Source organism: Amycolatopsis echigonensis (assembly GCF_002846615.1).
Lineage (GTDB): Bacteria > Actinomycetota > Actinomycetes > Mycobacteriales > Pseudonocardiaceae > Amycolatopsis > Amycolatopsis echigonensis.
In genome coordinates this window covers 4,976,887-4,997,645 of record NZ_PJMY01000003.1, presented here as the reverse complement: position 1 = coordinate 4,997,645, position 20,759 = coordinate 4,976,887, and the positions used below count along the sequence as shown (strand labels likewise).

Sequence of the window (20,759 nt, the reverse complement as noted above, 5' to 3'; positions counted from 1 at the left end):
ACATGACGCGCTACATCCTCCGCCGGCTCGTGCTGGCCGTGGTGGTCGTGCTGCTGGTCACCGTGGTGACGTTCGTGCTGCTGCATTTGCTGCCCGGCGGCCCGGCCCGCGGCGTACTCGGGGTGAAGGCCACCGAGGCGCAGATCGCCGCGTTCAACCACGCGCAAGGCTTCGACCAGCCGCTTCCGGTGCAGTACTGGGATTACCTGCTGCGGCTGTTACACGGTGACCTCGGCGAGTCGTACACGCAGAACTCGCCGGTGAGCACGCTGCTGGCCGAACGGATGCCGAAAACGTTGTTGCTCACCGTGGTGTCCACCGCGCTCGCGATCCTCGTCGCGCTGCCGCTCGGCGTGTGCCAGGCGGTCCGCCGCGGCCGTACCGCGGACGTGCTCACCACCGCCGTCACGTTCGTGCTCTACGCGACGCCGGTGTTCTTCCTGTCGCTGGTGCTGATCATCCTGTTCGCGCAGGTCCTGCCGTGGTTCCCGGCGCAAGCCGCGCAGGGTGAAACGATCGGCGAACTGTTGTCCCAACCAGGTGCGCTGGTACTGCCCGTGCTCGCCGGGACGGGAGCCGCGCTCGCCGCGTTCAGCAGGTACATGCGAGCGTCCACTCTGGACAGTCTGTCCGAGGACTTCGTGCGCACCGCGCGAGCCAAGGGAACGCCGGAGCGCACGATCATCTGGCGGCACGTCTGGCCGAACTCGCTGACCTCGGTGGTCTCCATGCTCGGCTACTACGTGCCGGTGGTCTTCGGCGGTTCGCTGGTCGTCGAATCGATGTTCAACTACCCCGGCATCGGCCTGCTGTTCTGGACCGCGACCCGCACCGCCGATTTCCCGGTGCTGCTGGGCGTCGTGCTCGTGATCGCCGTGGCGACCGTGCTCGGCTCCCTGCTCGCGGACCTGGTCCAGCTGGCGATCGACCCGCGGGTCCAGCTGAAGGGAGCGCGGTCGTGACTGTCCTTTCGCGGCTGGCCGCCCGCAAATCCGCCGTGGCGGGCGCGATCCTGCTGCTGCTCGTCGTGGCGTTCTGTTTCCTCGGGCCGCTGCTGTACGGCACCGACCAGTCCCACACCGACCTCGCCTCGGCCCGCCTCGGACCTGGCGGAGGGCATCCGCTCGGCACCGACGACCTCGGCTACGACGTGCTCGGCAGGCTCATGGTCGCCGGGCGGACGTCGCTGATCATCGGCGTGCTCGCCGGGCTGATCGCCACCGCGATCGGCGCGGTCTGGGGCGCGGTCGCCGGGTACACCGGCGGCTGGCTGGACACCGTGCTGATGCGGATCGTCGACACCGGCGTCGCGATCCCGGCGCTGTTTCTGCTGCTGGTGGCCGCGACGCTGGTGACGCCGAACGTCGGCGTGCTGGCACTGCTGATCGGCGCGGTGTCGTGGCTGGTGCCCGCGCGGCTCATGCGCGCGGAAACGGTGAGCCTGCGCGAGCGCGACTACATCCGCGCGATCACCGTGCTCGGCGCGAGCCGCACGCGCGTGGTGTTCCGGCACATCATTCCGAACGCGATCGGCACCGTGGTGGTGAACGCGACGTTCCAGATCGCCGACGCGATCCTGCTCGTGGCGTACGTCAGCTTCCTCGGTCTCGGCGTGCCCGCGCCCGACACCGACTGGGGCGCGATGCTCTCCAAGGGAATCACCTACACCTTCGACGGCGCGTGGTGGCTGATCCTGCCGCCGGGCATCGCGATCGTGCTGGTGGTGTGCGCGATCAACTTCCTCGGCGACGGGCTGCGCGACGCGTTCGCGGTGAAGGGGCGACGATGAGCGAAGCAGTGCTCGACATCCGCGACCTGCGGGTGTCCTACTCCGGCGGTGCGGCGGCGGTCGACGGGCTGAGCCTGTCGGTCGCGCCCGGCGAGATCGTGGCGGTGGTCGGCGAGTCCGGCTCCGGCAAGAGCACGGCGGCGCTCGCGGTGCTCGGGCTGCTGCCCGGCTCCGCGCGGATCACCGGGTCGATCGAGCTGGCCGGGCAGAACGTGCTCGCCCTGCACGGCGAAGACCTGCGGAAACTGCGCGGGCCGGCCGCCGGGATGGTGTTCCAGGAGCCGATGACCGCGCTGAACCCGTTGCGGACCATCGGTTTCCAGCTCGCCGAGGCGATCCGCAACCACGACCCGGCGCGGCTGCGGCACCGCCGCTACTACGACCGGTGCGCCGCACTGCTCGACCGCGTCGGGGTCCCGGAACCGGCCGCGCGGCTGAAGCAGTACCCGCACGAACTGTCCGGTGGTCTGCGGCAGCGCGTGATGATCGCGATCGCACTCGCTGCCGGGCCCGAGCTGATCATCGCGGACGAGCCGACCACCGCGCTCGACGTCACCGTGCAGCAGCAGATTCTCGATCTGCTGCGCGATATCCGCGAACACGAAGGCACCGCGACGCTGCTGATCACGCACAACATGGGCGTGGTCGCCGATGTCGCGGATCGCGTCGCGGTACTGCGTAACGGCAAGCTCGTGGAAGAGGCTCCGGCGGCGGAACTGTTCGCCTCGCCGAAGGCGGAGTACACCCGGGAACTGCTGGCCGCGGTTCCGCAACTCGGTTCCTTCACCCACGAACCGGCCGCCGAAGAAATCCGGAAGCCGGTGCTGGCGCTCTCGAAGGTGGTGGTCGAGTACAGCGGACGGCGGGTGGTGAATGACGTTTCCCTGTCCGTCTCACCCGGTGAGATCGTCGGGCTGGTCGGCGAATCCGGTTCGGGGAAAACCACGCTCGGGAACTGTGCGCTGGGCCTGGTCACGCCGAAATCCGGAACCGTCGAGGTGCTCGGCGGACCGCTGCCGAAAGGCACCGGCCGTTCGGCACGGGCGGTCCGGCGGCAGATCGGCGCGGTGTTCCAGGACCCGGCGTCGTCGCTCGACCCGCGGATGACGGTCGCGCAGACCGTCGCCGAACCGCTGGTGGTCCACACCTCGGCCGGCCGCGGCGAACGCCAGCGGCGGGTGCGGGAACTTCTCGACGCGGTGGAACTGCCGGAAAGCCTGCTGGACCGGTACGGGCACGAGCTGTCCGGAGGGCAACGGCAGCGCGTGAGCCTCGCCCGCGCTCTGGTGCTGGGTCCGAAGCTGCTGATCGCCGACGAACCGACGAGTGCGCTGGACGTGTCCGTGCAGGCAGCGGTGCTGGAGGTGTTCCGGCGGCTGCATCACGAGTTCGGTTTCGGCTGCCTGTTCGTGAGCCACGACCTCGCGGTGGTCGACAGCCTGTGCGACCGGGTGGCGGTGCTGCGCGCGGGCGAACTGGTAGAGGAAGGCCCGGCGGAAACGGTGTTGCGCACTCCGGAACACCCCTACACGCAAGCGTTGCTGCTGTCCTCGCCGGTGCCGGACCCGCAGTTGCAGCGGAGCCGGCGCGAGGCGCTGGCCGGCGCGGACCCCGCGGCGTGACGGAGTTGCGGGCCGGAGTCGACATCGGCGGGACGAAAACCCTGGTGGTGGTGTGCGACGAGGACGGCAGGGAACTCGGGTCGGCGTCCGCGCCGTCCGAAGCGCACCGGGGCGGCGCGGCGATCCTCGACCGCGCGGCGGAGCTGGTCAGCTCGCTGGTGCCGGATCACGCGGCGCTCGCCGGGGTCGGCGTCGGGGCGGCCGGCGTCGTTGATCCAGTGACCGGAACGGTGCTGGTCACCGGGGATTCGTTCAGCGGATGGGCGGGCACGCCGGTCAACGCCGAGCTGTCCGTGCGGCTCGGCGGGGTGCCGGTCCGCACCGTCAACGACGTGGACGGATTCCTGCTCGGCGAGTTGCTGCCGGGCGAGCGGAACGTGCTCGGCGTCGCGGTCGGCACCGGGGTCGGCGGTGCGTTGTTCGTGGACGGGCGGCTGCTGTACGGCGGGGCGACCGGGGCCGGTGAGATCGGGCACATCGGCCGCTACGGGGAGGAACGCTGCACATGCGGGCAGATCGGACACCTTGAGGCGTACGCGGCCGGGCGCGCCCTGGCCCGCCGTTATGCCGAAGCGACCGGCCGGACCCTCACCGCGGAGGCAGTCGCCGCGGAAGCGCTCGCCGGGGACCAGGCCGCCCAGGCGGTATTCACGGAGGCGGGCCGGTTCCTCGGCGAGGCGGTCGCGGACGCGGCCGGACTGCTCGGCATCGCGACCTGCGTACTCGGCGGTTCGGTGGTGAAGTCCTGGGCTCTGCTCGAGAAACCGGTGCGGGAAGCGCTGGAGGAACGGCCGCTGCTGTCCGGGAAGCCGGTGTCCGTCCGGCTCTCCCGGCACGGGGCGAAATCGGTGGCGCTGGGCGCGGCCGGTCTCACTGCTGGTATTCACCGGTTACCGGACGTGAGCAACCCCTGAACCAGTCCTCTGTGGACCATCGAGAAAACCGCGGCGTCGGGGTATACGCTGTCGGGCACCGACGGAGCCGGGGGCAACGATGCGCGCGAAGCTGGGCGGAACGGGACAGGCGAGAACTGCGAGAGACCACGCGCGTGAGCGTGGTCTCCACCCCGCTGACAGCAGGTGACTTGGTCTATACCATTCCGGTGATCATTTCCCGTCCGGTGGCCAACGAGGGGATCCCATGCCCGTCATCAGGCGCAATATCGTCCCGCTGCGGTATTCCGACCCGAGCGTCGTCGCCTACGTGCGCAGCCCGAGCGACTGGATGGTGTCCAACTGCGGCTGGATCCGGGGCCGGGAAGGCGTTCTGCTCGTCGACACCTGCGGGACCGAACGCGACACGCTCGACCTGGTCAGCGACGTCCGCAAGTACTCGACCGTCGAAATGCCGCTCACGCTCGTGCTGACCCACGCGCACGGCACCCACCACAACGGGGCCGGGGTCGCGCTGCGCAACGGCGGCCGGATCCTGGCCGCGCCCACCGCGGTGCCGATCATCCGGTCCGGACCGCAGTGCAACGAGGAGATCTTCGACTGCGCGAACTGGGGCAAGCTCGAAGCGCCGCGACCCGAGGCGGTGCACGCGGTGATCGAACCGGTCGAGGTCGACCTGGGCGGCGTGGTCGTGGAGGTCGTCCCGTTTCCCGGGACCGCGCACACCGACGGCGACCTCGTGCTGTTCGAACCGCGCACCGGGACGCTCTTCACCGGCGACCTGCTGTCGGTCGGGTCCACGCCGTTCGCCGTGCACGGCTCGATCCCCGGCTGGCTGACCGCATTGGACTGGCTCGACAAAATGTTCCCGGACGTCCGCACCTTCGTGCCCGGGCACGGCGGGCTCAGCCACCCGGGCAGTTTCCCGGTCGCGGTGCTGCGCACTTATCTGCACTGGCTGCTCGACGCGACCGCCGGCGCGGGCACGCCGGACTTCGCCGAACTGGCCACGATCGCCCGCCGCCGCTGGCCCACGTGGACGGTCCCGGAACGGCACATCGGGAATCTGCTGCGCGCGCACGCCGACCAGCACGGGGAACGGCTCGCGTCCGCCGAGGCGATCCGCGCGATCCGCGACGCCGCCGGCGGCAAGATCGATCTCGACGCGCTGCTCGGACTCGGCAAGTCTTAATCCCGGGAAATCGATTCCCCGGAGCGGTTGCCGGAGCTCTTTCCCGACGCCCGCTCCGCTCGAGGACATCCGCGAAGGGCTCCTTGAATCTGATTCCCCTCGAGGAGTCGCTTACGGACCTCAGCATCGCCTCGATGCGGGAAATCCGCTTTCCCCCGGACAGCCAGAAGGGCGCCGCCGGGAATCCCGGCGGCGCCCTCACCGCTGATCACTAGCCGCGGCCCCCGCGGCACAGCTGCCGAAAAGAACGCTCAGGCGCTGGCCTTCTTGCGCGTCGCGCGCTTGCGAGCCGGCTTGGCAGGAGCCTCGGTGTCGCGCTCCTCGTAGGCCTTCACGATCTCGGCCGGAAGCCGGCCGCGGTCGGACACGGTGAAACCGTTGGCCTCGGCCCACTCGCGCATCGCCTTGTTGCGCTCGCGGTCCGCGGCGGTCGACGCCGGTCGCGGGGACTGCCCCGCGGCCATCCGGACCTTGCGGCCGCCGACCCGGCGCGAGGCGGCGACGTAACGGGCCAGCTCTTCCCGCAGTGCGGCAGCGTTCTCTTCGGACAGATCGATCTCGTAGCTCACGCCGTCGAGACTGAACGGGACGGTCTGTTCGGCGATGCTGCCGTCGATGTCGTCCACCATCTCGACATGGACTTTTTGCGCCATGGTTCGCGTTCCTTCACCTTCTACAGGATGTGCCTGCGATTACCCTATCGTGTCGAGTGACGGACCGCGCACCGCGACTCCATTCCTGTCCGGCCGCCCGTGCTTTCCCCTCCGGTTCCCGAACACCTTCGGTACCCAATCCGCGACTGCGCGCACCGTTCCTTGTCCCGCGCGGGTCCGGGCGGTCCGGGAGCCGGGGGAATGCGAGCGACTTTCGCGGCACTGGAAAATTTCCAGTCCTGCCTGCGCTATTCGCACGCGGTTTCCCGCTGAGCGGACGGGCGGGCCGACCCGGAAACGGCCGAAGGCCACCGGGTCGAAACCCGATGGCCTTCGGTGTGCGAGACGAAACGCGAGCTAGTTCCGCCCGGCGGGCGCACCCGTCTTCGGGTCGAGCGGGAGCTTGCCCGCCTGCGGCCGCCAGAAGTTGAACATGTTCCACAGTCCGCCCGCGCGAGTGTCGAACGAGCCGTCCCCGACCCGGCCGGAGAACCAGTTGTCCTCGATGAACTTCAGCACCGAGGTCTGGTCGGTCCGGGTGTGGTCGACGTAGTTCACCTTGCTGTAGGGCGAGATGACCAGCAGCGGAAGCCGCGGGCCGTAGCCGCACCGGTCGGCGTACCCGCCGAGCCCGGCCGGCTTGCCGGTGCAGACGGCCTGGTCCTGCGAGGCGTCCTGCGAGCCGTTGACGATCTTCGAGTTCTCGTGGTCGTACCAGCCGTCGGAGTCGTCATAGGCGAGCACGATCGCGGTCGAACGCCACTCCGGCGACTGCTGGATCTTGTTGATCTCGTCGACGACGAAATGCTGTTCGTCGAGCGGGTCGGAATAGCCGGCGTGCCCGTCCTGGTACTCCGGCGCCTTCAGGAAGCTCACCGCGGGCATCGAACCGGCCTTGAGCGAATCGTTGAAGTCGCTCATGTCGTACTGGTGGTTGGCCTGGTCGGTCTGCCCGATCGCCTGCACCGAGGACGGCGGCAGGTGGTGCGGGTTCGAAGTGGACTTGTAGTACTGGAAGGGCTGGTGGTGCGGGCTGTAGTCCACGGAGGACTGATTGCCGACGTTCGCGTGCTTCTGCCCGCAGACCGCGTAGCCGTTCTGGGTCCCGGTCGGCTTGAAGCCGCCCTGGAACCAGCCCCACGTGACGTGCCGGTCGTTCAGCAGGTCGCCGATGTTGCGGCCCTGCATCGCGCCGAGGTTGTCCTTCGAGGTGTGGTTCTTGCCCGAGCAGTCGTCCCACGCCGGGTCCGGGTCGTTGATCACGGTGCCGACGCCGTCCTTGTCGGGCGACGCGACGACGTAGGAGTCGCTCTTCGGCTCGTGCGTGACCGGGTCGACCGCCTGGATCCCGTGCGTCTGGCCGGAGATCAGGTTGATCGCGCCCGGGGTGGACGGGCCGAAGACGGTGTTGAACGAGTTGTCGCTCAGCGAGTAGTGCTGCGCGTAGTTCCACATGCCGGTGACGGTGTTGCCGTCGTAGTAGTCCATGACCAGGCCCGGCTCGCCGAACAGGACCGGCTGGCCGGTGCACTTGTCGGTCTCGGTCTTCTCGACGAACTTGTCCATCTTGCCGCCGTCGAACGCGGCCTGCTCGGCGCCGTAGCTGTGGTTCTGGTCGCAGGTGAGAGCCTGGTCCGGCCCGAGCCGCTTCGGGTTGTAGGCGTTCGGGTTGCGGGTGAGCAGCTTCTCGTCGAGGCCGTTGACCTTCGGCGTGTTCTTGGCCGCCTGGAACGGGGTGCCGTTCTCGTTGGTGGCGTTCGGGTAGGTGCCGAAGTAGTGGTCGAACGAGATGTTCTCGCCGAAGATCACCACGACGTGCTTGATCGGCGTGAGCGTGGGCAGCCCCGACGCCGGCAGCGGGTGCAGCGGCTGGGCCTGCGCGGACGACGCCGCGGAGCCGGTGACGATCGCGAGCACGGCCGCCGAGACGAGCGCGCCCGCACCGAGCAGGCGACGGCGCCGTCTGCCGAATGCTGTGTCCACTGAGGATTCCTCCTGGTTTCGCGGGTGGGGATCGGGGCGCGCCTCAGGCGAGGAGCGCCCGGCCGAAGTGGTCGCCGGGACCGGTGACGCCGGGCAGCGCGAAGAAATAGCCGCCGCCGAACGGGGAGATGTAGTCGACGAGCGGCTCGTCGATCAGCCGCTTCTGCACCGCCTCGAACTGGCGCTCGAGATCCTGCTGGTAGCAGGTGAAGACGAGGCCCATGTCGAGGTTGCCGTTGCCGTCCACGCCGCGGTCGTAGTTGACCGCGCGGCGCAGGATCCGGCTGTCGTCGGTCTGCGGCGTGCGCGGGTTCGCCTTGCGGATGTGGCTGGTGAGCGGGATGACGGTGCCGATCGGATCGTCGGCGTAGCGGGGTTCGTCCTGTTCGGACGCGCCGTCCAGCGGAGCGCCGGTGTCGCGGCGGCGGCCGAACATGTTCTCCTGCTCGGTGATCGAGACCCGGTCCCAGAACTCGACCAGCATCCGGATCAGCCGGATCACCTGGTAGCTGCCGCCGGTCGTCCACGCGGGCTCGCCCGCCCCGGACACCCACACCAGCCGGTCCATTTCGGACTCGCCCGGGTTCGCGATGCCGTCCTTGAACCCCATGAGATTGCGCGGGGTGCCGGACGGGCGGGAAGGCGAGCTGAAGCCGTTGATCTTCCAGCGCAGCTGCATTCCGCCGCGGGTCGCGCGGGTCAGGTCGCGCAGCGCGTGCAGCACGGTGTCCGGCTCGCTCGCCGACAACGTGAGCGACAGGTCGCCGTGACACTGCGGGGCGTCGAGCGCGTCGTTGGGGAACATGGTCATCGGCTTGAGTTTCTTGGGCTTGCGGTCGGCCAGCCCGTAGCGTCCGTCGAAAAGGGACGATCCGACGCCGACGATCACGCCGAGGTCGCTGTGCGGCACGACCGGCCCCAGCACCCCGGAGTCAGCGGGCGGCGCGGTGATGCCAAGTGCCGCCGGCGCGCCGCCGTTCGTGAGAAACCGCGCGCGGTCGGTGATTTCCTGAAACAGTTCGGTCAATTCGGCACGATTCTCGGCGACCACGTCGAAGGACGCGATGATGCTTTGCGCCAGGGGCTTGCGGAGAATCGCGGCCTGTTTGGGGCCATGGAACGGAACGGTGGCGGGCGAGTCCTCGCTCGCACTCGCTGTCACGCCGATTCCGGCGGCCGCGGTGATCCCCGCGCCGACGACAGTGCGGCGAAGGAAAGACCGGCGGGAGGATTCCGTCGTCACGAGGTCCTCCTCGGCTCCGCGATCGCGGCGATCGGAGCGAGCAGTTCGGTCAATTCGCTGACGTCAGCGTTGAGCTTCTGCCGCTGCGGCGCGGACAACTGGCTCACCGGCGTCCACGAGTTGTCCGGCTTCTTGGCACTGTCGAGCGCGGCGGCGGTGCGCTTCATCCAGCTGTCCACCTTGGACAGTGCCGGATAGCGCGGGGCGAGCACCGGGCGCAGGACGTCGAGGACCGCCTGGGTCCCGTCGAGATTCGCGCGGGCGGTGGCGAGATTGGTGCCGCTGCCGTAGTCGGTGCGCGCGGTCAGTTCGAATTGCAGGGTGTTCTCCACGATCTCGTGCGCGCGCAGGCCGAGGTCGTTCGGATCGACCTGGCTGTCCGCAAAGGACTTGCGGAGTTTCTGCACGTCGCTGTCCAGCTGATCGGCCACCGGGGCCAGGGCGGCGAGGTCTTCGTTGTGCCACAGGCCGGATTCGAGCCGGTGGAATCCGGTGAAGTCCGAGCTCTTGGCGCCGTCGGGCTTTCCGTCGGCGGTGCCGTTGATAGCTTTGTCGGAGTCGCCGAAAGCGTTGTAGGCCGCGCCGAGGCGTTCGTAGTCGAGATGCGCGACGAGCCAAGCAGCCTGGCTCGCGCCGCGATCGCTGCCGCGGACGGCGTCCTTGAGCTTGCCGACGTCGGCGGCCAACTGGCCGAGGCCTTGCGTCACATGCGCTTGATAGGACTTCAACGGCCCGAGCAGATCGTTCTGCGTCACCGGCGCGACGCCCGGGCCACGTTCGGAGCCACCGCTCACCGTGACGCTCGGCCCGACAATCGCCGACGAATCCTCAGGGAGACAACGGAAGGCGTAGGTTCCGTTGCCGAGCGTCACCTGCAATGGCCGGGTGGTTCCGCTGCCGAGTCCCTCGACCTCGCCGTAAACGACGCCGGTCGCCGGGTCGATCAGATCGACCTCGGAGGTCACGGACCCGGTGTTGTGCAGGTGAAAGGTCTGGACCCCAGGTCGCGGATCCGCCCAGCCCTGCCCGCAGGCCGACCGCGAGATCTCGATCTCCGGATCCTGCGCCGAAGCCCCGTCCGGCCACACAGCGAACGCGATGCCCGCCGCGACGACCGCAATCGCGACCCCGCCGCCGATCCAGCGGGCGCGCACAGACCCCGGCACAGTTTCCTCCCTGCCACACGTTCGGACTACCGGGACGGAATTATGCGTGCGGAAAGTGAAGAAACCCTGGTCGAGCGCGTCACCTAGCCGGGAATTCACCAGGACTTCAACCGGGAAACGGAATAAAACGGATATAGCCGTCAAAGCGTAGGGTAATGGGCTGTCCAGTTCGCCGCTTATGACACTTCCCAGAGCGGCCAAGAGACTCGAGGTTCCCGCAGCCCCAACCGCCACCGATGCACCCAGCAATCGAGGCGCCCAGCCCCGCCCCCGCACCCCGATACGAAGCCTCCCCGCGGTCAGCACAATCCAGCTTCGGGGTGCCCCACGCAACCCCCAAAAACCAGCAGGACAACCGCCCCGATTCCGCTAGCGTGAACCAGTCAGCACGAAGGGCGGGAACCATGAACCACACCGAACTCACCGACCGTTTCGCGGCACTGACCACCGCCCACCTGGCCGACGGCTGCCTCCGCGCCCGGCTGACCGTGCGATGCGCACCTGCCGGAACCAAAGCCGTTGTCCCCGGACTCAAACTCGCCGGACGAGTCCTCCCCGCCCGGCACGCGGGCAGTGTCGACGTCTTCCTCGAAGCCCTCACCTCCGCACAACCCGGCGACGTGCTCGTCGTCGACAACCTCGGACGGCTGGACGAGAGCTGTGTCGGCGATCTCATCACCGCCGAAGTCGCGGCGGCAGGCCTCAGCGGCATCGTCATCTGGGGCCTGCACCGCGACACCGCGGAACTGCGCGAGATCGGCCTCCCGGTGTACAGCCTGGGCTCGTTGTCCACCGGCCCCCTGCACCTCAACGACCGCGCAGCCGACGCGCTGGAGGCCGCGACCGTCGGCGAATGGACCCTGACCACCGACGATCTCGTGTTCGGCGACGACGACGGCGTGCTCTTCGTCCCGGCCTCCCAAGCCGAGGAGGTATTCCGGCTCGCGGAGTCCATTCGCGACACCGAGCACCGGCAGGCGGCGAAGATCCGCGACGGCGTCACGCTCCGCGAACAGGTTCGGTTCAGCGAATTCCTGGCCCGCCGGGAAAGCGACCCGTCCTACACGTTCCGGCAGCACCTCCGCGCGAAAGACGGCGCCATTGAAGAATAAAACCGCCCTCGTCACCGGCGTCGGGAGGAAAGCCGGTATCGGCACGGCAATCGCCGAGCGTCTGAGGGAAGCCGGCTGGATCTCCGAATCCCTGCGCGAGGCGATCAAGCAGCACACGCCACTCGGCCGGGCCGGCACGCCACGGGACTGCGCGGGTCTCGTCGTGTTCCTGTGCGGACCTGAAGGCGGCTGGGTGAACGGTCAAGTCCTCGTCGCCAACGGAGGTGCGGCATGAACGACAAACATCTCGCCTACGTCCTGCTCCCCCGCGGCGAAAGCGTGCTGCTGATCCGCCGCGCGCCGGGGACTTTCCTCGGTGGGCATTGGGAATTCCCTGGCGGCACCGTCGAACCCGGCGAGGCTCCGGAGGCCACCGCGGTGCGGGAAGTCGCCGAGGAAACCGGACTGCGCGTACGGCTCGCCGGGGAGCGGACCCGCCAATCCTGGCCGGACCGCACCGGCAAACCGTTCACCGTGCACGCCGCCTACTACGACGCGCACCCGGAATTCCTCGGCGACCTTCAGCTCAACCCGGCCGAACACGACGACCACCGCTGGCTGACCCCCGCGGACGCGGCCGGACTCCCCCTGTCCGACCACGTCAGGCAGGTATTGCTCGGCTGAAGTCCCGAGCCAGCTGCGCGGCCCGGTCCCGCAGCAGCGACCGGGCCCGCGCCACACACCGGTCCTCGTCCGGCTCCAGATCGGTCAGCGCGTACACCCCGGCGAAGCCCGCTTCCTGCCATTCCGGCGCGGACAGCAGGCATCGACCGGCCAACGCGACCACCGGGGTGTCACCCGCTGCCCGGAGAACACCCACCGGTGCTTTTCCGTGCAGCGACTGGGTATCCAGCGACCCCTCGCCGGTGACGACGAGCCGGGCGTCGCGAGCCGCGGCCGGGAAACCGAGCAATTCCAGCAGCAACTCGATGCCCGGCCGAAGGCGAGCGCCGAGTCCGGTGAGCACACCGAACCCGACGCCGCCTGCCGCGCCAGCGCCCGGGGTGGTGGCGTGCGCGGAGCCCACAACTTCGGCCCAACGGGTCAACCCGCGTTCCAGCAACGCGATCTCGGAGGGGCCGGCGCCCTTCTGCGACCCGTACACCGCGGCCGCGCCATCCACACCCAGCAACGGGTTGTCCACATCGGACGCCAGGACAATGTCCACTTCGGGCAGTCCGGACAGATCCACTGTGGACAACTCCGCCAACGCCGCGCCGCCCGGCGGAAGCGGCGTACCGGAAGCGTCGAGCAACCGCGCGCCCAACGCTGTCAACAACCCGGCCCCGCCGTCGGTGCAAGCGCTGCCGCCGACGCCGAGCACGATCTGCGTCGCCCCGGCGGCACGGGCGGCCGCGATCAGCTCGCCCGTGCCGTAGCTCGACGCGGTCAGCGGTTCCGGCCGGCCGCCGGGCAGCCGGTGGAGGCCGGACGCCTCCGCCAGCTCGACCACGGCGACCGTCCCGCGCAGCGCGTAGTACGCGGTGATCCGGCGGCCCGTCGGGCCGGTCACCCGCACCGGGATCTGCCGGAACCCGGCGGCGACAGCGGCGGCGACTGTCCCGTCGCCGCCGTCCGCCACCGGCAGCTGCCGCACCGGCTCGCCGGGCGCGACCTCGGCGAACGCCGCGGCCACCACCTCCGCGACCTCCGCCGCGGTGAGCGAGCCCTTGAACTTGTCCGGAGCGACCAGAACCGTCACGCCGCGGCCTTGAACGCTCGCCAGTCGCCGATTTCCGTGATGTCCCGCAGCTGCACGTGCGACGTCTGCGGCCGCCGCAGCAGCATCGCGAACGCCGAACTGCCGTCGGCCAGTTCGATCACGCCCAGCTCCAGCTCCGGCGGTTCGGACGGGAGCACGCGGTCGCGCAGCTGGTCCAGCGGGATGTCGTAGACCTCGCCGGAGATCGCCGCGCCGCCGTGCGCTACCGGCACGAGTGCCGGGCATTGCCCGCCTACCGAGTAGAACCGGTACTTCGCGGCCGTGGTCGTTTCGGCCACCAGTGGAGCGCCGTCGAGCAGATGGTGCAGAGGTTCGCCGCGCATCGCGCCGCCGTTGAGGAACATCAGAGGCATTTGTCGGTCCCTTTCTTCTCAGAGGATCGCCTTCACCACGTCGATTCCGAAATAGACGGTGAACACGAGCGCGAGCACGGTGAGGATCCACCCCGCTTCACGCCACTTCCCGCGGAAGGTCTTGATCAGCACGAACGCGATGAGGCCCGCGCCGACGCCGTTGGTGATGGAGTAGGTGAACGGAATGAGCGCGACCGTCAGGAACACCGGGATCGTGTAGTCCGGGTCGTTCCACGGGATATTGCGGCATTGCGCCACCATCATCCCGCCGATCACCACGAGCGCGGGCGCGGCGGCCTGCGCCGGGACGATGCCCGCGATCGGCGTGAACAGCAGGGTCGCTCCGAACAGCAGTCCGGTCACGACACTCGCCAGCCCGGTCCGCGCGCCCTCCCCGACGCCGGCCGCGGACTCCAGGAACACGGTGTTCGGCGACGAGCCGGTCAGCCCGCCCGCGATCGCCCCGGCCCCGTCCACGAACAGGATCCGGCCCATCCTCGGCACCCGGCCGTTCTCCGACAGCCCGGCCTCGGCAGACACGCTGGTGATCGTGCCCATCGCGTCGAAGAAGCCGGACAGCACCAGGGTGAACAGGAAGATCGTCGCGGTCAGCGCGCCCGCCTTGGCGAATCCGCCGAACAGGTCGATGTGCCCGAGCAGCCCGAAATCGGGAGCCGCCACGACCGAATCCGGCAGCGTCGGAGTCGTCAGGCCCCAATCGCCGACGCCGAATCCGTCGTGCAGCACCACCGCGAGCACGGTGGCGGCGGCGATGCTGATCAGCACCGCGCCCGGCACCTTCCGCGCCATCAGCACGGTCATCAGCAGCAGGCCGAAGCAGAACACCGCGATCGGCAGGCCGTGCAGATGCCCTCCGAGGCCGAGCCGCACCGGGACAGTCGTATGCGCCGCGTCCGGGGTCCGCGTGACGAACCCGGCGCTCACCAGGCCGACGAGCGCGATATAGAGCCCGATGCCGACGGTGATCGCGGTTTTCAACGGACCCGGAATCGCGTTCATAATGCGTTCCCGGACGCCGCTGACCGCCATCAGCACAATGCAGACGCCTTCGAGCACTACCAGCCCGAAAGCCTGCGCCCACGTCATCGACGGGGCCATCTGGAACGCGACGATGCCGTTGATGCCGAGACCGGCGGCGAGCGCGAGCGGCGCGTTGCCGACGAGTCCCATGAGGACAGTCATCACCGCGGCGGCGAGCGCGGTCGCCGTGGTCACTTGCGCGGCGCTGAGTTTCGCGCCGGTGATGTCGGCGGAAGCGCCGAGGATGAGCGGGTTGAGCAACACGATGTAGGCCATCGCGACGAACGTGGTCAAGCCGCCGCGTACTTCCCGGCCTACGGTGGTGTTGCGAGCGCGCAGTTCGAACAGTCGCTCCACAATGGACTTGCGCTGGGGTCCGGGAGCCGAGGTCACCGCTTCGTCGAGGCGTACCTGGGTCATGCGTCCTCCCCTTGCCGGTGGGTGTGCCGCACGCACCCCTGGCATGCGCGAGGGGCGCCCACGGCGGGACGTTTGCGTTTTTCTGGTGCTCCGGTCAGCACCGGGAGGGTGGCCCGGTGGGGTGGGGCGGGGGACGCTGAAGCCGATTCTGACCGGCATCAGCACTCGCCGAGGCTCAGTACTCGATCCGGTCGGGTCGGCCTAGCCAGGCGGAGAACGGGGCGAAAGCGTCCGGTGTGGACACTCGCGAAACCGGGGTCTGCCACGTTTCGCGCGGGTGGTCGAAAAGCTCGTAGAAGGCCCGGTCGTCGAAGCCGGCTCGGGCGGCGTCGTCGCGATCGGCGGCGTAGAGCACGCGGTCCACGCGGGCCCACAGCGACGACGCGAGGCACATCGGGCACGGCTCGCACGAGGAGACGAGCACGCAGCCGGCGAGGCTGAACGTGCCGAGCGCCTGGCAGGCCGCGCGGATCGCGACCACCTCGGCGTGCGCGGTCGGGTCGAGCGAGGGGGTGACGCGGTTGACGCCGGTCGCGACGATCTCGCCGTCCTTCACCACCAGCGCGCCGAACGGGCCGCCGCCGTCGGCGACGTTCTTCTCGGCGATCCGCACGCATTCGGCGAGCCAGGCGCGTTCGACGTCGGCATCGATGGACACGGTCATGACGGTACTGCTCCCAACAGCTCAGGTTTCGGTGTGCTCAGGACCAGGCCGGGCCGGCCGGCGGGGCGTCGTCGCGCAGGACGGTGCCCTCGATCAGGCCGTAGGGCCGGTCGGCGGCGTAGAACACCTCGCCGGGGTTGTCGAGCCCGAACGGCTCGAGGTCGACGAGGAAGTGGTGCTTGTTCGGCAGCGAGAAGCGGATCTCCGCGATCTCCGGGACGGCTTCCAACACGGCCTCCCCCATCGCGTACAGCGTCTGCTGCAGGGACAGGCTGTGCGTGCCGCCGAACGCGTCGAGCAGCGTGGCGAGCGCGGTTTCGTGCGCGTGCGCCCAGTCGGTCTCTTCGACGGAGAACCGCCAGGTCGCGGATACCGCGGTGGCGAGGATCCGGTCCTTCACCTCGGCCAGCGTGGTGTATTGGTCGCGCGGGAAGCCCCAGAATTCGGAACCGGTGGAGTTGAGCACGGTCAGGTCTTCGACCCCGCCGAGCACCCAGGCCCGCTCGCCGTCGTAAGTGACGCGCGTGGTGCGCGTGCCCGCTCCGGACCGCGCGAACGAATGGTGCGCGGGACGTCCGCCGACCTGAAGCCGTTCCCACGGATGGGCCACGATCCCGACCCGGGCGAGGTGGATGCTCTCCTGCGTGGACACGAAGTGCCGGGCCAGCCGCAGCGCGAAGTCCTCGATCTCGCCGATGCCGTCGCGGGCGAAAGCGAATACGGTGTTCTTCTGCGTGTCGGTGGCCAGCACCTTGTCGTTGGCCCCGGTCAGGTGGGTGTCGCTCATGTCGCCCGACAGCGACACGCTCACGGTGAGGTCGGTGATGCGGTGCTCGCCACCGTCACCGGCGGCACGGTCGACGCGGACCAGCCGGTTTTCGGCCTTCCCGTAGCGGTTGTCGCCAAGAACGATCGCCATTGGTCATCCCTTCTCGTTCGCTCGCCGAGTGAGTACACCTGGCGCGGCGTGGCCCGGGCCACGGCAGATCCACCGAAAGCGGCGGCCGCGAACGGCCGGTTTTTCGTAGTTTCCGCCAAACCCCTCTGGTGTGCGGTACTGATGGGCGGAAGGAGGCGCGCATGCGGCTGGGTGCACTGCTCGACACCCCGGAGCTGGGGTTGCGGCTGCTGGCGGGCGAGAACGCGCGCGACCGGGAGTTCGGCCGCGTCTTCCAGGCGACCCTGCAGGACCCGACGCGGTACCTCGACGGCGGCGAGATCGTGCTCTGCGGCCTGCGCTGGCTGCCGGGGCCGGCGGACGCGGACGCGTTCGTCGGCAAACTGGCCGCCGCGGGCGTGACCGCTCTCGGGGCGGGCACCGCCGAGGTCGGCGGCCCGGTGCCGGACTACCTCGTGGCCGCCTGCGAACGCGTCGGCCTGCCGTTGTTCGAGGTGCCGGTGTCGGTTTCGTTCGCGACCGTGGCCGAGCGGGTGATCCTGGGCCTGGCCGCGGAACGGTCGGCTCCGGCTCGCGATTCGCACCGGCGGCTGGTGGCCGCGGTGACCTCCGGCCACGGGCTGTCCGCGCTGGTCAAGGCGGGTGCCGAGGAGTTGGGCACCGACTGTCTCGTGCTGAGCGCGACCGGACAGCAGCTCGCTGGCGGTCCGGAACTGCCCGCCGCGCGCCGCACCGCGCTGGCTCGCCGGTTCCTGCGCGCCGAGCGGTTGCCGTGCCAGGACGGTCCGGTCACGCTGCTCGGCGCGGCCGGACGCTCCGGGCACCGGATCGCGAGCTGGTTCCTGGTGGTGGAGGGCGATCCGGCGCAGTGGACGTCCGCGCGCCGCGAGCTGGCCCTGGAACTCGCGGCGCTGGTCGGGCTCGAGCGGTCCCGGGTGGACGAGGCCCGCCGGATCGAGAACCGGGCGGCCGAACCGCTGCTGCGGCTGGTGCTCTCCGACGACGCCGCGCCGGGCGAGCTGACGTCCCGGCTGTCCGCCGCCGGGTTCGCCCCGCAGGAACCGGTGACGACGCTGTCCGCCGAGGTCCGCGGCGGCGGGCCGGGCCTCGCGCAGGTGCTGGTGGAGGAGCTGCTGGCGACCACCGGGCAGCCGGTGCTCGTGGCGACCGTCGACGGCGAGACGTTCGGCCTCTTCTCCTCGCGCGACACCGAAACGTTGCGGGAAGCGGTGCACACCATCGAACCCGCACTCGGGTCCGCGCGGCTGACGCTCGGCCTCAGCCGCGCCGCGGACGCCGCCGGTCTCCGCGCCGGCGTGCAGGAAGCCCGGCACGCGCGCACGCTGGCGGCGATGACGCCGGGCCGCGCGACTGTGTTGTCCGGAGACGAAGTGGCTTCACATTTGCTGCTGCTCGCCGCCGTGCCGGAGGGCTTGCGCCGGACATTCGGCGAAAAAGTACTGGGGCCGGTACTCGCGTACGACGCGGCACACGGTTCCGAACTGATAACGACGCTCAAGGCGTTCCTGGAACATTCGGGATCGTGGACGCAGACGGCGGCCACTCTGCACTTGCACGTGAACACCCTGCGATACCGGATCACCCGGATCGGCGAACTCACCGGACGCGATCCGAGCCGGTTCGCCGATCGCGTGGATCTTTATCTGGCGGGCTGCTTCACGCAGAACTGGGGGTGGTCTTGACCATCCGTCCGAAATGTCCTGCGGAAACGCCAGCGGCGGCGATTTCCCGTACCCCGTAACGGAAATCCAAACAGTACGCTTATCCGTAAAGAGTTATTGGGAATACTTGACCATTCGATGACACGCGACGGCACTCGGGAGGAGGATGCACCATCCGACCGGGCGTCCTACTCTGTGGTCATGTACATCGCCTTGCTGTCCTACACGGCACCTCGAAACGAAGTCGACTACGCGCTGGCGGAACATGCGGAGTGGCTGCGAAGCCAGTTCGAGCATGGATTGTTCCTCGTTTCCGGAAAAGGAAACGAGGACGCCGACCAGGTCATCATCACCCGCCCGTGCCTGCGCGGCAAGCTCGACGCCGTGCTCGCCACCGATCCCCTCGTGCTGCAACGGCTCGCGCATTACCGCGTGATCGAATTCACCGCCACCCGCACCGCGGGCGAGTTCCTGACCGTCAACGAGGCGCTCGCCTCCTGATCGCACGCTCCACGCAGATCGATCGAACGCCCGGACGCAGGTGGCCTCCGGACCGCTCCGCCCGCCACCTGCCGGACGAACTCCCGCCGCGAACTCGCCTATGATCGCGCGAGATCTTTCGTTCCGGCCCGGGAGACCGCATGCATACGCCCGACCTCGTGTTCCGAGGCCGTCGCCTCACCAGTGACCGCGCCCTGGTGATGGCCATCATCAACCGCACTCCCGACTCGTTCTACGACAACGGTGCGACCTTCGAAGAAGCACCCGCGCAGGCGGCCATCCGCCGCGCGCACGCCGAGGGCGCCGACCTGATCGACATCGGCGGCGTGCCCGCAGGCAAGGGCCCCGAGGTCACCGCGGCCGAGGAAATCCGCCGCGTCGTGCCGACCGTCGAATGGGCCCGCGAGAACTTCCCCGGCCTGGTCATCAGCGTGGACACCTACCGCGCCGAGGTCGCCGACGCCGTCTGCCGCGCGGGCGCGGACCTGGTCAACGACAACTGGGCCGCGGTCGAACCGGAAATCCTCGACGTCGCCGCCGAACACGGCGCGGGCTACATCTGCTCGCACACCAACGGTCTCGTGCCGCGCACCGAAGCCGTCCGGCCGGTGTACGACGACGTCGTGGCCGCGGTGGTCGAAGGCACCACCGCGCTGGCCGAGCGCGCGCTCGCCGCGGGCGTGCCGCGCGAGGGCATCATGATCGACCCCTGCATCGACTTCGGCAAGAACTCCTACCAGTCGCTCGAACTGCTGCGGCACGTCGACACGCTGGTCGCGACCGGCTGGCCGGTACTGATGGCGCTGTCGAACAAGGACGTGATCGGCGAAACGCTGGACCTCCCGGTCGGCGAACGGGTGATCGGCACGCTCGCCGCCACCGCGGTGTCCGCGATGCACGGCGCGGCGATGTTCCGCGCGCATCAGGTCCGCGAAACGCGGCAGGTCGCGGAGATGGTGGCGAGCATCGTCGGCACCCGGCCGCCGGCGAACGTTGTACGGTCGGTCTGATGCGCGAGATCTTCCCCGGGAACCAGGACCGCACCGAGGCCGACGTCGAGCAGCTCTACGTCTATCCGGACTTGCCGAAATGGCTCGCGGTGAACTTCGTGTCCAGCGCGGACGGCGGGATCACCATCGAGGGCCGCTCGGGCGGCCTGTCGACGCCCGCGGACCGCATCGTCTACCGGCTGGGCAACGACCTCGCCGACGTCGTGCTGGTCGGCGCGGGCACCGCACAGGCCGAAGGTTTCGAGGGCCTGCGGCCGGACGAGAAGACCGCTGAGCGGCGGCGCAGGCACGGGCTGGCCCCGATCGCGCCGATCGCGGTGGTCAGCACCGGCCGTTCGCTGCCGCCGGAAGCCCCGGTGATCACCAAGGCGCTGGTGCCGACGATCGTCATCACGAGCGCGGCCACCGACCCGGAACTGCGCGCGGCGTGGGCGGCGGCCGGAGCGGACGTCCTGATCGCCGGGACAGGCGACCCGACCCTGCACGAGGCCACCGGCGACCCCGCCCTGCACGCCGATCCGGACGAGCAGCGCCCGCGCCCCCGGCACGGCGACGTCGACCTGCGGGCCGCGGTCGACGAACTGGCCCGGCGAGGCCTGCGCCGGATCGACTGCGAGGGCGGACCGCATCTCTTCGCGTCGCTGCTCGCCGCGGGCGTGGTGGACGAACTGCGCCTCACCGTGGCACCGATGCTGGTCGCCGGGGACGCGCCGCGCGTCGCGATGGGCGCGGCCATCGACCCGCAGCAGCTCGAACTGCTTTCCGCCCTGGTGGACGACAACTCACTACTGTTGCGGTATCGCGTCCACTGACC

At 69.6% G+C, this 20,759-nt stretch carries 21 protein-coding genes; 12 read left to right on the top strand and 9 right to left on the bottom strand.

Translation table 11 applies throughout. The annotated features are described in order from the left end of the window. Positions 1 to 2: 2 nt before the first annotated feature. The 5 genes from ATK30_RS28995 (at position 3) to ATK30_RS28975 (ending at position 5,496) form a co-directional block, all read left to right on the top strand. Complete coding sequence (locus tag ATK30_RS28995; RefSeq protein ID WP_101438182.1) at positions 3 to 962, top strand: ABC transporter permease; 960 nt, start codon at positions 3 to 5, stop codon at positions 960 to 962. Next, entirely contained in the window at positions 959 to 1,789 is an 831-nt protein-coding gene (locus tag ATK30_RS28990) for an ABC transporter permease (protein ID WP_101438181.1), read from the top strand. Before ATK30_RS28995 ends, ATK30_RS28990 begins: the two co-directional genes overlap by 4 nt. Further along, positions 1,786 to 3,411 carry a dipeptide ABC transporter ATP-binding protein gene (locus ATK30_RS28985; protein ID WP_101438180.1) on the top strand — a complete coding sequence of 542 codons (1,626 nt, stop codon included), beginning with the start codon at positions 1,786 to 1,788 and terminating at the stop codon, positions 3,409 to 3,411. The genes ATK30_RS28990 and ATK30_RS28985 overlap by 4 nt, the downstream gene beginning before the upstream one ends. After that, the gene (locus tag ATK30_RS28980) at positions 3,408 to 4,325 is read left to right on the top strand and encodes an ROK family protein (RefSeq protein WP_101438179.1); all 918 of its coding nucleotides are present in this window, start codon (positions 3,408 to 3,410) and stop codon (positions 4,323 to 4,325) included. The genes ATK30_RS28985 and ATK30_RS28980 overlap by 4 nt, the downstream gene beginning before the upstream one ends. 226 nt (positions 4,326 to 4,551) lie before the next feature. Beyond that, entirely contained in the window at positions 4,552 to 5,496 is a 945-nt protein-coding gene (locus ATK30_RS28975; protein ID WP_101438178.1) for an MBL fold metallo-hydrolase, read from the top strand. Positions 5,497 to 5,747: 251 nt separating this feature from the next. Here ATK30_RS28975 and ATK30_RS28970 read toward each other — a convergent pair whose 3' ends face one another. The 4 genes from ATK30_RS28970 to ATK30_RS28955 form a co-directional block, all read right to left on the bottom strand. Further along, on the bottom strand, positions 5,748 to 6,149 hold the full coding sequence (locus tag ATK30_RS28970; RefSeq protein WP_009082354.1) for a histone-like nucleoid-structuring protein Lsr2: 402 nt from the start codon (positions 6,147 to 6,149) through the stop codon (positions 5,748 to 5,750). A gap of 357 nt (positions 6,150 to 6,506) precedes the next feature. Continuing rightward, complete coding sequence (locus ATK30_RS28965) at positions 6,507 to 8,132, bottom strand: phospholipase C (RefSeq protein WP_101438177.1); 1,626 nt, start codon at positions 8,130 to 8,132, stop codon at positions 6,507 to 6,509. Between the two features lie 43 nt (positions 8,133 to 8,175). After that, positions 8,176 to 9,375 (bottom strand): Dyp-type peroxidase, encoded by a 1,200-nt coding sequence (locus ATK30_RS28960; RefSeq protein ID WP_101438176.1) that lies wholly within the window; start codon positions 9,373 to 9,375, stop codon positions 8,176 to 8,178. Then, positions 9,372 to 10,541 (bottom strand): EfeM/EfeO family lipoprotein, encoded by a 1,170-nt coding sequence (locus ATK30_RS28955; protein ID WP_244194749.1) that lies wholly within the window; start codon positions 10,539 to 10,541, stop codon positions 9,372 to 9,374. Before ATK30_RS28955 ends, ATK30_RS28960 begins: the two co-directional genes overlap by 4 nt. A 404-nt stretch (positions 10,542 to 10,945) precedes the next feature. Between ATK30_RS28955 and ATK30_RS28950 the strand changes: the two genes are divergently transcribed. From ATK30_RS28950 to ATK30_RS28940, 3 genes are read left to right on the top strand one after another with little or no spacing between them, the layout of a single operon-like run. Further along, on the top strand, positions 10,946 to 11,653 hold the full coding sequence (locus ATK30_RS28950) for an RraA family protein (protein WP_101438174.1): 708 nt from the start codon (positions 10,946 to 10,948) through the stop codon (positions 11,651 to 11,653). Further along, entirely contained in the window at positions 11,643 to 11,888 is a 246-nt protein-coding gene (locus tag ATK30_RS28945; RefSeq protein ID WP_244194748.1) for an SDR family oxidoreductase, read from the top strand. The genes ATK30_RS28950 and ATK30_RS28945 overlap by 11 nt, the downstream gene beginning before the upstream one ends. Further along, positions 11,885 to 12,277 (top strand): NUDIX hydrolase, encoded by a 393-nt coding sequence (locus tag ATK30_RS28940; RefSeq protein WP_101438173.1) that lies wholly within the window; start codon positions 11,885 to 11,887, stop codon positions 12,275 to 12,277. Before ATK30_RS28945 ends, ATK30_RS28940 begins: the two co-directional genes overlap by 4 nt. Here ATK30_RS28940 and ATK30_RS28935 read toward each other — a convergent pair. The 5 genes from ATK30_RS28935 to pucL form a co-directional block, all read right to left on the bottom strand. Continuing rightward, positions 12,255 to 13,355: a glycerate kinase gene (locus ATK30_RS28935; RefSeq protein ID WP_101438172.1), complete on the bottom strand. Its 1,101-nt coding sequence runs from the start codon at positions 13,353 to 13,355 to the stop codon at positions 12,255 to 12,257. The two genes, ATK30_RS28940 and ATK30_RS28935, sit on opposite strands and share 23 nt — an antisense overlap. Then, on the bottom strand, positions 13,352 to 13,729 hold the full coding sequence (locus tag ATK30_RS28930; protein ID WP_101438171.1) for an allophanate hydrolase-related protein: 378 nt from the start codon (positions 13,727 to 13,729) through the stop codon (positions 13,352 to 13,354). Before ATK30_RS28930 ends, ATK30_RS28935 begins: the two co-directional genes overlap by 4 nt. An 18-nt stretch (positions 13,730 to 13,747) precedes the next feature. Then, complete coding sequence (locus ATK30_RS28925; RefSeq protein WP_101438170.1) at positions 13,748 to 15,190, bottom strand: NCS2 family permease; 1,443 nt, start codon at positions 15,188 to 15,190, stop codon at positions 13,748 to 13,750. A gap of 175 nt (positions 15,191 to 15,365) precedes the next feature. Further along, a complete protein-coding gene (locus tag ATK30_RS28920) occupies positions 15,366 to 15,854 on the bottom strand; it encodes a nucleoside deaminase (RefSeq protein WP_101438169.1) in 489 nt (162 codons plus the stop codon). A gap of 37 nt (positions 15,855 to 15,891) precedes the next feature. Further along, positions 15,892 to 16,773, bottom strand: coding sequence for a factor-independent urate hydroxylase (gene pucL / locus ATK30_RS28915; RefSeq protein WP_101438168.1), 882 nt, complete (start codon positions 16,771 to 16,773; stop codon positions 15,892 to 15,894). Positions 16,774 to 16,934: 161 nt separating this feature from the next. Between pucL and ATK30_RS28910 the strand changes: the two genes are divergently transcribed. The 4 genes from ATK30_RS28910 (at position 16,935) to ATK30_RS28895 (ending at position 20,757) form a co-directional block, all read left to right on the top strand. Beyond that, the gene (locus tag ATK30_RS28910; protein WP_101438167.1) at positions 16,935 to 18,455 is read left to right on the top strand and encodes a PucR family transcriptional regulator; all 1,521 of its coding nucleotides are present in this window, start codon (positions 16,935 to 16,937) and stop codon (positions 18,453 to 18,455) included. Between the two features lie 180 nt (positions 18,456 to 18,635). Next, positions 18,636 to 18,935 carry a YciI family protein gene (locus ATK30_RS28905; protein WP_101441121.1) on the top strand — a complete coding sequence of 100 codons (300 nt, stop codon included), beginning with the start codon at positions 18,636 to 18,638 and terminating at the stop codon, positions 18,933 to 18,935. 140 nt (positions 18,936 to 19,075) lie between these two features. Then, complete coding sequence (folP, locus tag ATK30_RS28900; protein ID WP_101438166.1) at positions 19,076 to 19,945, top strand: dihydropteroate synthase; 870 nt, start codon at positions 19,076 to 19,078, stop codon at positions 19,943 to 19,945. After that, a complete protein-coding gene (locus tag ATK30_RS28895; RefSeq protein WP_101438165.1) occupies positions 19,945 to 20,757 on the top strand; it encodes a dihydrofolate reductase family protein in 813 nt (270 codons plus the stop codon). The genes folP and ATK30_RS28895 overlap by 1 nt, the downstream gene beginning before the upstream one ends. Positions 20,758 to 20,759 lie beyond the last annotated feature (2 nt).

Coding starts and splice junctions, on each gene's coding strand:
- ATK30_RS28940 (WP_101438173.1), top strand. CDS start 11,885: ATGAACGACAAACATCTCGCCTACGTCCTGCTCCCCCGCGGCGAAAGC.
- ATK30_RS28975 (WP_101438178.1), top strand. CDS start 4,552: ATGCCCGTCATCAGGCGCAATATCGTCCCGCTGCGGTATTCCGACCCG.
- ATK30_RS28905 (WP_101441121.1), top strand. CDS start 18,636: ATGTACATCGCCTTGCTGTCCTACACGGCACCTCGAAACGAAGTCGAC.
- ATK30_RS28910 (WP_101438167.1), top strand. CDS start 16,935: ATGCGGCTGGGTGCACTGCTCGACACCCCGGAGCTGGGGTTGCGGCTG.
- ATK30_RS28930 (WP_101438171.1), bottom strand. CDS start 13,729: ATGCCTCTGATGTTCCTCAACGGCGGCGCGATGCGCGGCGAACCTCTG.
- ATK30_RS28995 (WP_101438182.1), top strand. CDS start 3: ATGACGCGCTACATCCTCCGCCGGCTCGTGCTGGCCGTGGTGGTCGTG.
- ATK30_RS28925 (WP_101438170.1), bottom strand. CDS start 15,190: ATGACCCAGGTACGCCTCGACGAAGCGGTGACCTCGGCTCCCGGACCC.
- ATK30_RS28970 (WP_009082354.1), bottom strand. CDS start 6,149: ATGGCGCAAAAAGTCCATGTCGAGATGGTGGACGACATCGACGGCAGC.
- ATK30_RS28950 (WP_101438174.1), top strand. CDS start 10,946: ATGAACCACACCGAACTCACCGACCGTTTCGCGGCACTGACCACCGCC.
- folP (WP_101438166.1), top strand. CDS start 19,076: ATGCATACGCCCGACCTCGTGTTCCGAGGCCGTCGCCTCACCAGTGAC.
- ATK30_RS28895 (WP_101438165.1), top strand. CDS start 19,945: ATGCGCGAGATCTTCCCCGGGAACCAGGACCGCACCGAGGCCGACGTC.
- pucL (WP_101438168.1), bottom strand. CDS start 16,773: ATGGCGATCGTTCTTGGCGACAACCGCTACGGGAAGGCCGAAAACCGG.
- ATK30_RS28985 (WP_101438180.1), top strand. CDS start 1,786: ATGAGCGAAGCAGTGCTCGACATCCGCGACCTGCGGGTGTCCTACTCC.
- ATK30_RS28920 (WP_101438169.1), bottom strand. CDS start 15,854: ATGACCGTGTCCATCGATGCCGACGTCGAACGCGCCTGGCTCGCCGAA.